The following is a 13,801-nucleotide window of genomic DNA, read 5'->3' as shown; positions in this document are numbered from 1 at the left end:
GGCCCGGGCGGCCCGCGAGCGCGGTGGGGCGCGCGGCTCGCGCGAGCCGTGCTGGGCGTCGCGGCGCGCTGCGACGCGGGTGTCCGGCTCGTCGGGCTGCTGGCGTTTCTCGTGGTCGCGCTCGCGTTGTTCGGGTTGACGCTGCACGGCGTGGTCGCTCATCGGCTGGATGCGACCGACGGCCTGGTGAGCCGGCACGGCCGGGCGCTCGCCACGGCTCAGGAGTTGCGGGCCGCCCTGTCCCAGGCGGATGCCGCGGCGGCGGCGGAGGTCTTCGCGCCCGTCGAGCTTCTCGTCGGCAGGGGGGAGCCCGCCGCCGAGCTGCGGCAGCGCTATGACCGGATCAAGAACGGCGGGCTGTTCGAGGCGAGTGTCGCCGATGCCGCCCGTGACGTCCTGGACCTGCGCCGACTCGACCCGGCCCTGTGCGCCGCGGACCCGCCCTGGTCCGGCCCCGCGGCGCCGCCGCCCGGACCCGACGGCGCGGGGACCCGGCCGTCGCCCGGGCGGATCGCCTCATCGTGCCCTCTGGGCGTGCTCGCCGGGGGCATTCCTGTCTACAACGGGATGGTCGAACGGGCCCGGGCGAACAACCGGGCGGGGCTGTCCGTCGGCGAGGCCAACCTGCGGGCCGCCTCGACGATGATGCGCACGGAGATCCTTCCGGCGACCGAGGTGCTCGTCGCCCGGTACGCCGACGCGGTGGACACCGCCTACCAGCAGGCCACCGGCTCGCGGGGCGAATGGGCGATCGTGATCACGGCCGCTTTCGCGATCATCGCGCTCGTCGGCGTCCAGCTGCTTCTGGTCCGACGCACGAACCGACTGGTCAACCCGGGCCTGCTGCTCGGCACCGGGTGCATCCTGGCCACGGTCACCTGGACCGCGGTCGCCTTCGGAACCCAGCAGACCCGTCTCGACACCGCGCAAGACTCCGGGTACCGACCGATAAGCCTGCTCGCCCGATCGAAGACCCTGGCTCTGGAGGCACGGGTCGATGAGAACCTCTCGTTGACGGCGCTCGGCAACGGCACCCGTTTCGACGAGCACTTCGCCTGGGTGACCCGAGGCCTCGGCTTCGACGTGACCGGCGACCGCCTACCGCCCGAACCGGTCACCCGTCGTGGTTCGCTCGTCGTCGCCCTCGACGCGCGCGGGGGGGCCGGGATACCGGCGGGACTCGAGGGCGATCTGCGCTCCTGGCTGCGTATCCGGGCCTCGGTGGTGGCTCTGCTGGCCTCGTCACCGGACTCGGTCGTCGCGGCCGCGCGAGGACCGGGAGACGCCGGCTCCTCCGTCGGGGACCCGCGTTCCTCCGACACGTTCGGACAGGCGGTGACCCGGACCCTCGGGCCGGGCACGACGGCGTTCACCAGTTTCCTCGGCAAGCTCGACGTCGCGATCGACGTCGCCCGGGGCAGGTTCGAAGGAGATGCCCGCTGGGCCGCCGCGGCGTTGCGCGATCTCGAGCTGGCCGGCCCGGCGCTCGTCCTCACCGCGATCGTCGCGGCCGCGGCGGGGATGTGGCCCCGGCTCCGGGAGTACCTGTGAGTCCGCCCGGTCGGACCGGGCGCCGGCACCCCCCCATCCCGACCAGGGGAGTGGGCCCGGTGCTCGGGGGGATCCTCGTCGGCTGCATGGTCCTCGTGGGCGGTACGGGCTGCAGCACCGCCCGTAGCCCCCTTCCGCTGGAGGCCGCCCCGATGCCGCCATCACCGGTGCCGGGCGCCGAGCCCACGCAGGCGTCGGCGGGATCGGCCAACCCGGATGGAACCTGTCGCCGGGATGGCAGACCGCTCCGGTCGAGCAATCCCCCCCTCACCCCGATGCCTCCCCCCGGCCGGATGCCGGTGGGCAGCCGCCTGCGCGCGATCGCGCAGGACCGCGGCTACCTGCGCGTGGGCATCGCCACCGACGCGCCCCCGGCCGGGTTGATGAACTGGCGCACCTTGCGACTGGAGGGGTTCGACGTCGGCATAGCCCGCGCGGTCGCCGCGGCCATCTTCGGTGCCGAGCGGGTCGACAATCATGTCCAGTTCCGTGCCGTCACCACCTCCGAGCGGGAGGACCTGCTCCGTTCCGGCATGGTCGACATGCTCGTGGCCACCATGACCATCACCTGCGAGCGCAAGCGGCAGGTCCGGTTCTCCGACGTGTACTACGAGTCGACTCTGCGGTTGCTGATCCGGGAGAACGCCGGGTTCCGCGGTATCGCCGATCTCGTCGGACGACCGGTCTGCTCGTCGGCGGGGAGCACGTCCAGCGAGAAGCTGGCGCAGCTGCCGGCGCCGGGACCCCGACCGGTGACCCGGGCCCGCATCGCCGACTGCCTGGTCGCGCTCCAGCACGGTGACGTCGACGCGATCGCCGGCGACGATGTCCTCCTCGCCGGGCTAGCCGCCCAGGACCCCGACACGACGGTGCTCGGGCCGAGCGCCTTCGGCGCGGGCTCCGAAGCCGGCGGCTGGCTCGACGAGCCCTACGGTATCGCCATGCCGATCACCGGGGACACGGCGGGAGACGACGAGTTCGTCGCGTTCGTCAACGGCGTGCTTCGCGAGATCATGCTCGACGGAACCTGGTCCCGCCTGTACGACGAGTGGCTGCGACCGGGCCTACGCGTACCCGGCCGCCCCCCGCTGCTCGACGGCGGCCGTCCCTGATCGGGCCGTGAACCGGCGGGCCGGGCGGGCCAGGCGAAGCCCGGGAGCTCCAGGTCTCCCGGGGGCGAGCACGAGATCGAAGCCGGCGATTCATGGCGATTCATGATGAACGATGCGCATCCGAGGCCTAGTACCCGAACTCTGATGATTATTACAGTTCGGGTGGTAGACCGGCAAGCCGTGCGCTGGCGTCCCAGAGCTGGTTGCAGCGCGCGACGTCGGTACCGGGTTAAGGAGGCGCTGCTCGCCGCGATCGCCGCCCGGGAGTTGGAGCGGCAAGGCGCCGAACTCGCCACCGCGATGCGTGGTGGAAGGACGCCCGAGGCGGTACTGCGCATGGCGATGCACCACTACATCACCTGGGCACTGGAGTACCCGGCACGCTTCAGGCTGGTATTTGGCGCCTGGTCGATCGACTCGCGGGAGCTGAGCACTGCGGCCTGACAGCGGCCCACGCCGCGCAGACCATGCTCGTCGATACCGTCACCGCGGCCCAACAGCTTGGTGCGTTGCCCGCAGGTGACCCGGTGCGCGTGGCATCTCTCGTGCGGGCACTCGCGCACGGGGCTGCCGACCTTGCCCTGGCGGGGCATCTCGCCGCTGACGGGAAGGGTCACGCGAGTCCCCAGCAACTCGTCGACGACCTGCTTGACCACCTGCGCACCGCAGCTCAGCGCCTATGAGCAAGGAAGCTACGGCTGAGCAAGGAAGCTGGCTGAGCAAGGATGTCAACGTCAGAGCAGCGTGCGGGGACGGATGCGGTTCGCCTGGTCGACGAGGCGGACCCGGCTCGCCCGGTCACCGGCCAACCGGGCCATCTCCCGGTAGGTCTCGGCCAGTCCGAAGCGGAGGTCCCGTTCCACCATGACCCGACCGAGCAGGGTCGGTGGCCGGGGCGCATCCGCGGCCGGGTAGGCGGCCGGGTAGGCGGACGAGTAGGTCGTGACGAGGGCCAGGGCGGCGGTGAACAGGTCACGGTGCAGTTCGGCCCGGCGTCGTTCGCCCAGGTCGAGCCTTGGATCGGCCAGTATCGTCGCCGCCCGGTGCAGGGCCGCCGATCCCGAGGCCGCGCGGTCTGGTCGGGTGGCCCGGCCGACGAGCACCCCGATCATGCGGATCCGCGACGCGGTGTAGGCGGCGGACGACGGAGGGACCCGTAGATAAGCGTCGATCTTGTCGGCCGGATTGGTCCGGCATCGGGCCAGCCCGAACGCCGCGCTGGTCGTGCTCGGATCGATGGTGGAGACGACGTCGAACAGGGCTGCGGCCCGGTGCCGGGCCGCGTCACGTTCAGGCGCGGTGCCCGCGGTGCCCGCGGTGGTCGCCATGTCCGCGAGTGCGGTCGCGAGGGCGAGGCGCGGAGCGAGCTCCCCGGGGACCCGGGAGTAGACCCGGTCGAACGCCGCGGCGGCCACGGCCGGTTGTCGTCCGACGAGGGCGTGCAGGCCCCGGTACCAGTCGACCCGCCATTCCCGCGGCTGCTCCGCGGCCGCGTCGTCCAGAGTGCCCGCCGCCTCATGGAGCTGCCCGGCCCGGATCTGGGTGCGGGCCAGGGATAGCCGCACCTCGGTGGTTCTCGGGACGATCGCCGCCAGCCGGGTGGCCAGGGAGGCCGGTTCCTCGTCCGAACCGGCGGTCAGTCCGGGCGCCCATGGATCGTCCTGGTCGATGCGCAGATCGGGGAGGACCTCCCACCATGCGGGGGTCCCGGCGGGCCCCGCCTCCCCGGTGGGATGCCCGACGGCGTCGAACCACCGGCTGGCCAACGGGGGGACCGGCCCCTCCGCTCTGGCCACGATCTCGTAGAGCACCCCCACCAGTTCGTCGGCGAGCTCCGTGGTGCTCTGGAAGCGCTGGTCGGGATCGGTCGCGGTGGCCCGGCGCAGGAGCCGGTCCAGGGATTCGAAGTCCCGCAACGGGGCATGGGCCCGGCGCGGCGGCAGGGTGTGCCGGTAGGCGCCGAGGAAGCCCGGGAACCGGCCGAGGACGAGACGGGCCAGGGTCCGGGCGACGGCGAAGATGTCGGTGGTGACCGTGGGCGCGGTGCGCGCGATGCCCGCCGGGCGTTCCCCGTCGTCGTCGAGTTCGGGGGCCCGGTAGCCGGGCGTGGACAGGTATCCCGACACGCGGTCGTCGAGCCGGCGCGCCCCGCCGAGGTCGATCAGTTTGACGTCCTCGGCGGTGACCATCACGTTTTCCGGTTTCAGGTCGCAGTAGACCAGCCCGAGGCGATGCAGATGCCCGAGGGCCGGAAGCACCCGCAGCAGGTAGCGGATCACATCGGCGGCCGACGGCGGAGCCGACCGCCCGTCCGCTCCCGCCACCCCGACCTCGGCCAGGCCGGCCAGGGACACCCCCGGCACGTACTCCATGACGATGTAGTCCTCGCCATGGTGGGTGACATAGTCGAGGATCTTGACGATGCCCGGATGGGACACCGTGGTCAGGATGCGCCGCTCTCCCTCGGCGATCCGACGCGCCTCCGGGTTCGCCGCGTCGAGCAGGCCCTTGAGCACCACCCAGGCCTGCACGTCGTCGCCGCCGAGGTTGTCGTCGGTCGCGGCATATACCCAGCCGAGCCCGCCGTGCGCGATGACGCCGTGCACGGTGTAGCGGCCGACCCGTTCGCCCGGTCGCAGCTTGACGGTGAACGAGTAGCGGTGGCCGCATCCCGCGCAGCTGCCCTCCAGGGCGACGCTCTCGTCCTGCTCGTCCCGGCCCGGCCGGGCCACGGGCGTGCCGCACCCGGCGCACTCCCGCAGGCCCGTGGGAACGCTGGGCGCGCCCAGGAGGGGCGGGGTCGACCCGGGGGGCGGGCCGACCAGGTGCGGGAGCCGGAGCGGATCACGGTGGGCGCCGGCCGCCGGACCCCGCCGGGGTAGCGCGGTCACCCGGGGAGCCGGCAGATTCACCGACCCGGGTTCCCCGACGATGGGAGGCCCGGCAGGGGGTCTCGCGCTGTCCTCCGTCATGGGCCCCTCTTCGCCGACGGGCACCATTCGCGTGCCGGGTCCACCCGCCACCCCGTGCCGTCGTTCCCCGGTGGGTCGTCCCCGAGCGCCGTCGTCCGGTCCGTTCGTCGCCTTGTCCGTGCGACGGCTTGTCCGTGCGACGGCTTGTCGGCATGGAATGCCGTGGCGCGGTGGATCCCCGTGGTCGGGCGGTGCGCGCTGGTACGTGACCAGCCTGCCATGCGGTCGGGTTGCCCGCCGTGACGGAGCCCGGTTGCGTCGGCTACGAGTTGTTTGGCGGGCGAGGGCCCTGGGACGCGTCCCACCGAAATGCCGCACCCACGATCGGGTGGTCGAGGATCGGGTGGTCGAAGCAGGTGCCGACCCGGTCACCGCCGGCGCTCGGCGGCGCGGGCCTTCACGGTCGCGCTGAGGCCGCGCGCGGTGGTTTCGGCACGCTGCTTCAGCGGCCCGAGGGTGCGGCGCAGCCGATCGATCCGTCCCTCGCCGCCGCGGGTGACATCCGCCGCCTCGCCCTCCCCGTAGTCATGATCGGGATGGTCCGCCGCGCTCAGCCGCCAGTAGCCACGGGTCGACAGGTCGGCGCGGTCCAGCCCCGAGGCGAGCAGGTGACGGCGGATCCGGCGTACCGCCGTGGCCTCGCAGGCCACCCAGGCCGCGGTGCCGGCGGGCAGGGGTATGGCCTCGACGGCCTCGGCCAGCAGTGCGCCGGGAACCCCGCCGTTACGGTGCAGCCAGGTGACGGTCGTCGCGGGGGTGACCGGGAGAGCCCGCTGGCGGCCGGCGTCGCGAACCTCCGCCACCACGGTCACCGGTACCCGAGTGGGCAGCCGTTCCAGCACCGTCGCCAGTGCGGGCAGGCCGGTCTCGTCGGCGGCGAGCAGGTGGTGCGCGGCCGACGTCCGCACCTCGTATCCACCCCCCGGTCCGGCGATGGCGAGATGGTCACCGGGCCGGGCGGTACCCGCCCACCGCCCAGCCGGGCCCTCGCCGTGCAGGAGCATCTCGATCTCCAGTTCGAGGGCCTCAGCGTCGAACCGGCGCGGGGTGTAGGTCCGCACGATCGGGCGGGGCGCACCCGCCGGGAAGACGGGTCGTCCGTCCGGCCCCCAGCCCGGAACGGTCGGTTCGGTCTGCCCGTCGGCCGGCAGGAAGATCTTCACGTGCTGCGCGGCCCGGGGCAGCGAGAATCCGGCCAGCGCCGGCCCACCGAGCGTCACCGTCACCATGTCCCCGGTGAGCGGGGTGACGCGGACGACCCGCAGCCGGCGCGGGGCCGGCCGGGCGTGCCGCGGCGCGGGCCGGTTCTCCGCCTACGCCGACGGGCGGCCGTCGCGCCCGTCCGGTAGTCCGGTCGGGTGGGGCGTGGATGGCACGGAGGAGCCCGGCCCGAACGTCGACATCGGCTCTTGCGTCCTGCCTCTCGTGACCGCGGGCCGGACTGGTTCTGGCCCGCACGGACGAGCTTCAGGCCCGGGACGGGGCCGTCCCGACCTCCGCGAGCCCGGGTGGCATTCCAGGACGAACCTATGCCCCGCCATTCGGGCGATGACTCGCGGAGGGGCGCGACGGTCGTTCCGTACCTGCCCCGTACCTGCCCCGACAGGATCATCCTCCTTAACAAGGAAAATTTTCGGTAAGACGATGAGGCGCATGTTGGAGGTCGCAGTGATCGATGACCCGGCCGCCGCGGGGGCCGCGCTCGACCCGGTCCGGGCGAGTTTGCTGGCCGCGCTCGCGGAGCCGGGTTCGGCCAGCACCCTGGCCGCTCCCGTGGGGCTGTCACGTCAGCGGGTCAATTACCACCTGCGGGCCCTGGAGCGTCACGGGCTGGTCGAACTCGTCGAGGAACGCAGAAGGGGCAACTGCACCGAGCGCGTACTACGGGCGACGGCGGCCTCCTATGTGATCTCGCCGACCGCGTTGCCGGCGGTCGCCCCGGATCCCGGCCGGTCGCCGGATCAGCGCTCTGCCCGATGGCTGCTCGCGCTCGGTGCCCGGTTGGTGCGGGAGGTCGGCGACCTCATCACCGGTGCCACCGCTGCCCGGCAGCGGCTGGCGACGTTCGCGATCGACAGCGAGATCCGATTCGCTTCCGCCACGGACCGCGCCGCGTTCGCCACGGAGCTCGGGGAGACGGTTGCTGCCCTCGTTGGCAGGTACCACGACACCACCGCCGAAGGCGGGCGCTCCCACCGTTTCGTCATCGCCCTGCACCCGAGCGTCACGCGGCCCGAGCGGGTGGCTGTCGGATCCGATGCGGGGGAGGACGTCCTCGGCCTTGGCACCGCCGGTCCCACCGGCACCGACGGTCCCACCAACGCAGCTGGCCCCACCGGAACCGATGGCCCCACCGCAACCAAGGAGAACTAGAGATGTCCCGTGAGTTCGAGATCCGCCGCGAGGGCGTGCTGCCCACCTCCCCGGAGGAGTACTGGGACGCCGTGACCACCGGTAACGGCGGATGGCTGTGGCCGATGGAGTTCGAGCCCCGGCAGGGTGGCGCAGCGCCCTTCGGGGGCACGGTCACCGTCTGGGACCCGCCGCACCACCTCGTCACCCGGGTGGAGGGTGCGGACGGCTGGTTCAACCAGCTGGAACACGTGATCGAGGGCCGGGACGGCGGCATGACCTCCTTCCGCTACGTCCACAGCGGGATCTTCGTCGACGACTGGGAGAACCAGTACGACGGCGCCAGCCAGCACACCGACTTCTACCTGCACACGCTCGGCCAGTACCTGCGGTACTTCAGCCGCCGGCCGGTGACCTACGTCGCGGCCGACGCGCCGGCGTCCTCGACCGCGCCGGACGCGTTCGTCCGGCTGCGCCGCGAGCTCGGCGTCGCCGACGAGGTCGGCCAGGGCGACGCGCTGCGCGTCACCCTCCCGGGCATCGACCCGCTGGACGCCGTGGTCGACTACCTGCATCCCCACTTCCTCGGCCTGCGGACCGGCGACGGGCTGTACCGCTTCTTCGGCCGCAACGCCTTCGGCGCCCCGATCGGCATCGCCCTGCACCTGTTCGCCCCCGGCGCCGACCAGGCGAAGACCACCCAGGCCTGGACCGACTGGCTGCAGGACGTGTTCGCCTAAGCGCCTTTCCGTCGATCCCCGCCGTTTTGCCGATCTCCGCCGTTTCGTCGATCTCCGCCGGCTCGTGTCGGGCCGGCACCGGCACCCGGTCAGGGATGACGGTCATACTCCGAACGCCCGTGCCAGCCGCGTCAATCCCTCCGTGATCTCCACCGGCGGGTGCGTGGTGAAGGACAGGCGCAGCGTCGCGGGGTCCGGCGGCCCCGCGAAAAAAGGAGCACCGGGAACGTAGGCCACGTCGTGCTCCACCACGCCGGGCAGCAGGGCGGTGGCGTCGTGACCGTCGGGGAGGCGGGCCCAGACGAACATGCCGCCCTCGGGCCGGTTCCAGCTGCTCCCGGGCGGCAGTGCCCAGGCGAGCCCGTCGAGGAGCGCGTCGCGGCGTTCGCGGTAGGCGGCGCACATCCGCGCGATGTGCAGGTCGGGGTCGGCGTCGGCCAGATACCGGGCGGCGGCGGCCTGATCGACCGTGGAGGTGTGCAGGTCCGCGGCCTGCTTGGCGATCACGCAGGCCCGCCGCAGCATGGCCGGGGCCCGCAGCCAGCCCAGTCGCATCCCTGGGGCCATGATCTTGTAGAAGCTGCCGAGTAGGACGGTGCGGTCGGCGGCGTCGGCGAACGACGCGATCCACGGCTCCCGCGTGCCCTGGAAGCGCAGCTCACCGTAGGGGTCGTCCTCGACGATCCACAGGCCCTGCTCCGCGGCCACCCGGGCGACGGCCGCGCGGCGCGCCGCGGACAGCGTCCGACCGGTGGGGTTCTGGAAGGTCGGCACCAGGTAGAGCAGCCTGGGACGCTCGCGGGCCACCGTCTCCGCCAGCCGGTCGGGGAGGATCCCGTGCTCGTCGGTGGGGACGGGCACCACCCGGGCACCCGCGAGGCCGAGGCACTGCAGGGCAGCCAGATAGGTCGGATCCTCCACGAGGACCGCGTCACCCGGCTCCACGAGCGCCGCCGACAGCAGCGTCAGGGCCTGCTGCGAGCCCTTCGTGATCAGCAGGTCGTCCGCTCGGGTGGGCAGGCCGCGGCGCGCCAGGCGGTCCGCGACCGCTTGGCGCAGGTCCGGGTCGCCCTCCGTGGCGGAGTACTGCAGCACGCGCCGCGGCTCCTCGGCGAGCACCCGGTCGTAGGCGCGCCGGATCCCGTCGGCGTCGAAGAGCTCGGGAGCGGGTAGACCGCCGGCGAAGGAGATCACCTCCGGGCGGGCGGTCAGCGCGAGGATCTCCCGCACTGGCGAGGTGCGCACGGCGCCGGCTCGGGCGGCGAGACCGGGCACCGCAGCGGCGGGTGGAGCGGCGTTGGTCATGGCGGCTCCTCGAACTCCTTCTCCGGGTTCTCCCCGACGTACACGACCACTCGCCGCCAACCGCCGGGACGGCCGTACAGCGGCGTTCCAGCATGTGGACTGTGCTTCCCGCATCCTGGACTTTCTGGCGATCATAGCCATCGGCGCCGGCTCACGTGGCCGCCCGCGACTCCGAGCAGGCCGAGCAGCACGTTCACCAGGAATGGGGATGGCAGAGGTCATCATGCCCCTTCGTCTCGGGCGCAGACGATGTCTCCGATCGGGCTGGTTGAGGGGGCTGCTCGTGAACAGGCACCGAACGCCGACGGCGTGGGTAAGACGTCCGCACGGAGAAAGCCAGACTGCGGACCTGGACGGAATGGCGACGGGGAATTCTCCTGTCGCAGTGGTTTATGCGGAACTCATGGAACAGAAATAGAGCGCCCGGATCGCAGAGAATGCCTGCCGGCTGGACCACGACCTCGACGGTCGCGATCGGGCGGGAGATGATCAGGGGAGCGTGTCGGACATCGAACTGATACAGTCCGGCGGAGTCGAGTGTCGTCGACTCTAAGTGTCGCGCTGGTCGCCGGGAGTCCGGTCGCCCGGCACCGGCCAGGGTTCCTTCCCGGGAGACTTCACATGCGCAGCGCCAAGGATTTCTTCGCTCCCCTCGCCGTGGGGGCGCCACTCCCGCCTCGCGAGATCCCGTGGCGGCCGTCCCGGATGATTCACTTCTTCGACCCGAGCAACGAGAAGATGGCGGCGAAGCTGCCGCAGATCATCCCCCGGGTCGACGTGCTACTCGGGAACCTCGAGGACGGCGTCCGGGCGGACAACAAGATCGTTGCCAGGGAGAACCTGATAAAGATCGTCGACGGCGCGGACTTCGGTGAGACGCAGTTCTGGATCCGCCTGAACAGCCTCGACTCACCCTGGGGGCTCGACGACCTGCTCACGCTCGTGCCCGCCATCGGCGAGAATCTCGACGTGGTGATGGTGCCCAAGGTCCAGGGGGCGGAGGACATCCACTATGTGGACCGCCTCCTCGCCCAGTTGGAGGCAAAGGCCGGCCTGTCCCGCCCGGTGCTTGTCCATGCGATTCTGGAGACCGCGCGAGGGGTCGCGAACGTCGAGGAGATCTGCGCGGCAAGTCCCCGCATGCAGGGCCTGTCCCTTGGCCCGGCGGACCTGGCGGCGGACCGGCGGATGAAGACAACCCGTGTCGGCGGTGGGCACCCCGGCTACCTGGTACGCCAGGATCCGCGGCCGGACGACCCGGCGGCCGTCCGAGCCACGTTCCAGCAGGATCCCTGGCACTATACGCTCGCCCGGATGGTAGACGCCTGCGCGGCGAACGGGATCATGCCGTACTACGGGCCGTTCGGTGACATCGCCGACGTCCTCGCCTGCGAGGACCAGTTCCGCAACGCGTTCCTGCTCGGGTGTGTCGGGGCGTGGTCACTGCATCCCGTCCAGATCGACATCGCGAAGAAGGTCTTCAGTCCCGAGCCCGCGGACGTCGAGTGGGCAAAGCGCGTCGTCGCGGCCATGGGCGACGGAACGGGTGCCGTGATGGTGGACGGCACGATGCAGGACGACGCCTCGGTGAAGCAGTGCCGGGTCATCCTCACTCTCGCCACTCGCCTCGCCGCCCGGGACGCGCAGCTCGCGGCGGCCTACGGACTACCCGCGCCGGAGGCACGATGACCGGCACCGCGGCCGCGGGTTCCCCGGCGGGTCCCCCGCCCGCGGGCCTCCCGTCCGCCGCGTACCGTCCGCGGCGTTCCGTCCTCTACATGCCCGGGGCCAACGAGCGCGCCATGGAGAAGGCCAGGAATCTGCCGGCCGACGCGCTCATCCTGGACCTCGAGGACGCGGTGGCGCCCGTTGCCAAGGAGCGCGCCCGGGAGCAGGTCTGCACGGCGATGGCCGACGTCGCCTACGGCCACCGGGAGGTCACGGTTCGCGTCAACGCCCGCGGCAGCTCTTGGCATGCCGACGACCTGCGCGCCGTGGGACGGGTGGGCCCGGACGCCGTCGTGGTGCCGAAGGTCGAGTCGCCGTCGGACGTCCATGCGATCGAAAAAGGGCTCGAGGCGGCCGGCGCGCCGGACCGCACCATGATATGGGCGATGGTGGAGACACCTGGTGCCATCCTGCGCGCCCAGGAGATCGCCCAGGCGTCGCCCCGGCTCACTGTCCTCGTGATGGGCACCAACGACCTGGCCAACGAGCTTCGTGCCGAATTCGTGCCCGGCCGCGCCCCGCTGCTGACCGGCCTGGGACTGTGTCTGCTGGCCGCGCGCGCGAATGGAACCGTGATCCTCGACGGTGTCTACAACGACATCCGTGACGCCGACGGCTTCGCGGCGGAATGCCGCCAGGGCCGCGAAATGGGATTCGATGGTAAGACGCTTATCCACCCCAACCAGATCGAGACGTGTAACCGCACGTTCTCACCCACCGAGGCCCAGGTCGCGCAGGCCGCGGAGATTGTGCGGGTGTGGGAGGAGGCACTACGCGAGGGCCGCGGAGTGGCGACCGTCGACGGCCGGCTGATCGAGAACCTGCACGTCGACAACGCGCGCCGGATTCTCGCCGTCAGCGCGGCCATCGCGGGTCTGGCCGACGGCCAGACGGCCTCCTGACGGTAGCTGTTCTGGCCGTAGCTGTTCTGACGGTGACAGTTCAGCCGCTCCGACGGCTGTAGGGATGCGACAGCCTCTCCACCGCGGTGGAAGCCACCGTCGTTCTCTGCCAGCGTGATCCAGACTCTCGGACCCGCGGGCGATGTCTCCTGTCGGTCAGTGCAGGGGCCGGTGCGCGGTCTCGGGGAGCCGGCTGAAGACCACGGTGCTGACCAGGGCGACGGCGGTGACGTACCAGCCGAAGGAGGCGGCGTGGCCGATGTCCACGAGGTAGGTGGCGACGTAGGGGCCGGTGCCGCCGAAGAGGGCGACGGAGAGCGCATAGGGGAACCCGATACCGGAGCTGTGCAGGCGCGCCGGGAACAGCTCGGCGACCACCGCGCTCGAGATGCACGACCAGCAGGCGAGAAACACCAGCCCCATGATCTGGACCAGGAGCAGCCTGGTGGTCGAGCCGTCCAGGAGGGCCAGCATCGGAACCGTGCCGACCACGAAGAAGGTGCCGAAGGTGAGCAGCATCGGCCGCCTGCCGACGCGGTCCGAGATCGCTCCGAAGACTGGCTGCAGGGCGAGGAAGATGGTCAGCGCGACGACACCGGAGAGCAGGCCGTGCTTGAGGTTGGAGCCCACCGTGATGTTCGCGTACGTCGGCAGGTAGGCGGTCCATACATAGAACACCAGCGCCGGGGCCGCGGTCAGCCCGAACACCTGGAGGGATTCCCTGGGATGCCGGCGGAGGAACTCGAACATGTCGGCACGACGGGCACCGGCCGGCTCGTCCGCCGTCTTAGTGAGGGTCTCCTTGGCGTGCGTCCGGATCCACATGCCGACCACGGCCGCGACCGAGCCGAGCAGGAAGGGGATCCTCCAGCCCCAGCTGGTCATGTTCTGCGAGTCCAGCGTGCTGGCGAGTAAGGCGCTGATTCCGATCGCCGCCAGGTTGGCCGAGGTCGCACTGATGTAGAAGAAGCTCGAGTACAGCCCCCGACGGCCATCCGGTGCGGACTCGATGAGAAACGCGCTTCCCGCGGCATACTCGCCTCCCGCGGAGGCGCCCTGGATCAGCCGGGCCAGCAGGAGCAGCGCCGGGGCGGCGACCCCGACCTGCTCGTAGGTGGAGGCAAGCCTCAATGCCGCTT

At 71.7% G+C, this 13,801-nt stretch carries 12 protein-coding genes; 8 read left to right on the top strand and 4 right to left on the bottom strand.

What is annotated here, in order from left to right:
- From AC08OT_RS13230 to AC08OT_RS13215, 4 genes are all read left to right on the top strand, one after another.
- A partial coding sequence (locus AC08OT_RS13230; RefSeq protein ID WP_476602862.1) for a hypothetical protein occupies nucleotides 1-1,551 on the top strand: 1,551 nt, incomplete at its 5' end.
- Nucleotides 1,552-1,844: 293 nt separating this feature from the next.
- A complete protein-coding gene (locus AC08OT_RS13225) occupies nucleotides 1,845-2,663 on the top strand; it encodes a glutamate ABC transporter substrate-binding protein (protein ID WP_476596353.1) in 819 nt (272 codons plus the stop codon).
- A 162-nt stretch (nucleotides 2,664-2,825) separates the two neighbouring features.
- Nucleotides 2,826-3,107, top strand: a complete 282-nt coding sequence (locus AC08OT_RS13220; protein ID WP_476596351.1) for a hypothetical protein — start codon at nucleotides 2,826-2,828, stop codon at nucleotides 3,105-3,107.
- A gap of 83 nt (nucleotides 3,108-3,190) precedes the next feature.
- A complete protein-coding gene (locus tag AC08OT_RS13215) occupies nucleotides 3,191-3,346 on the top strand; it encodes a hypothetical protein (RefSeq protein WP_476598836.1) in 156 nt (51 codons plus the stop codon).
- Between the two features lie 51 nt (nucleotides 3,347-3,397).
- Here the strand turns inward: AC08OT_RS13215 and AC08OT_RS13210 are convergent, their stop codons facing one another.
- Both AC08OT_RS13210 and AC08OT_RS13205 read right to left on the bottom strand, forming a co-directional pair.
- Nucleotides 3,398-5,635, bottom strand: coding sequence for a serine/threonine-protein kinase (locus AC08OT_RS13210; protein WP_476602861.1), 2,238 nt, complete (start codon nucleotides 5,633-5,635; stop codon nucleotides 3,398-3,400).
- A 368-nt stretch (nucleotides 5,636-6,003) separates the two neighbouring features.
- Entirely contained in the window at nucleotides 6,004-6,900 is an 897-nt protein-coding gene (locus AC08OT_RS13205) for a siderophore-interacting protein (protein WP_476593983.1), read from the bottom strand.
- Nucleotides 6,901-7,279: 379 nt separating this feature from the next.
- Between AC08OT_RS13205 and AC08OT_RS13200 the strand changes: the two genes are divergently transcribed.
- The gene (locus AC08OT_RS13200; protein WP_476593982.1) at nucleotides 7,280-8,008 is read left to right on the top strand and encodes an ArsR/SmtB family transcription factor; all 729 of its coding nucleotides are present in this window, start codon (nucleotides 7,280-7,282) and stop codon (nucleotides 8,006-8,008) included.
- Between the two features lie 2 nt (nucleotides 8,009-8,010).
- Entirely contained in the window at nucleotides 8,011-8,727 is a 717-nt protein-coding gene (locus AC08OT_RS13195) for an SRPBCC family protein (protein ID WP_476593981.1), read from the top strand.
- A gap of 102 nt (nucleotides 8,728-8,829) precedes the next feature.
- On the opposite strand, the gene AC08OT_RS13190 is transcribed toward AC08OT_RS13195, so the two are convergent.
- On the bottom strand, nucleotides 8,830-10,032 hold the full coding sequence (locus AC08OT_RS13190) for an aminotransferase-like domain-containing protein (protein WP_476593980.1): 1,203 nt from the start codon (nucleotides 10,030-10,032) through the stop codon (nucleotides 8,830-8,832).
- A 621-nt stretch (nucleotides 10,033-10,653) separates the two neighbouring features.
- Here AC08OT_RS13190 and AC08OT_RS13185 point away from each other — a divergent pair.
- On the top strand, nucleotides 10,654-11,721 hold the full coding sequence (locus tag AC08OT_RS13185; protein WP_476593979.1) for an HpcH/HpaI aldolase/citrate lyase family protein: 1,068 nt from the start codon (nucleotides 10,654-10,656) through the stop codon (nucleotides 11,719-11,721).
- Entirely contained in the window at nucleotides 11,718-12,662 is a 945-nt protein-coding gene (locus AC08OT_RS13180; RefSeq protein WP_476593978.1) for an HpcH/HpaI aldolase/citrate lyase family protein, read from the top strand. The genes AC08OT_RS13185 and AC08OT_RS13180 overlap by 4 nt, the downstream gene beginning before the upstream one ends.
- 156 nt (nucleotides 12,663-12,818) lie before the next feature.
- Here AC08OT_RS13180 and AC08OT_RS13175 read toward each other — a convergent pair.
- A partial coding sequence (locus tag AC08OT_RS13175; RefSeq protein ID WP_476602860.1) for an MFS transporter occupies nucleotides 12,819-13,801 on the bottom strand: 983 nt, incomplete at its 5' end.

This window comes from Frankia sp. CgJB1, from assembly GCF_977947065.1.
Note: the sequence above shows the minus strand (reverse complement) of the source record. Positions and strands in the feature narration are given on the sequence as shown.

Coding starts and splice junctions, on each gene's coding strand:
- AC08OT_RS13225 (WP_476596353.1), top strand. CDS start 1,845: ATGCCGGTGGGCAGCCGCCTGCGCGCGATCGCGCAGGACCGCGGCTAC.
- AC08OT_RS13210 (WP_476602861.1), bottom strand. CDS start 5,635: ATGACGGAGGACAGCGCGAGACCCCCTGCCGGGCCTCCCATCGTCGGG.
- AC08OT_RS13200 (WP_476593982.1), top strand. CDS start 7,280: ATGAGGCGCATGTTGGAGGTCGCAGTGATCGATGACCCGGCCGCCGCG.
- AC08OT_RS13195 (WP_476593981.1), top strand. CDS start 8,011: ATGTCCCGTGAGTTCGAGATCCGCCGCGAGGGCGTGCTGCCCACCTCC.
- AC08OT_RS13190 (WP_476593980.1), bottom strand. CDS start 10,032: ATGACCAACGCCGCTCCACCCGCCGCTGCGGTGCCCGGTCTCGCCGCC.
- AC08OT_RS13185 (WP_476593979.1), top strand. CDS start 10,654: ATGCGCAGCGCCAAGGATTTCTTCGCTCCCCTCGCCGTGGGGGCGCCA.
- AC08OT_RS13180 (WP_476593978.1), top strand. CDS start 11,718: ATGACCGGCACCGCGGCCGCGGGTTCCCCGGCGGGTCCCCCGCCCGCG.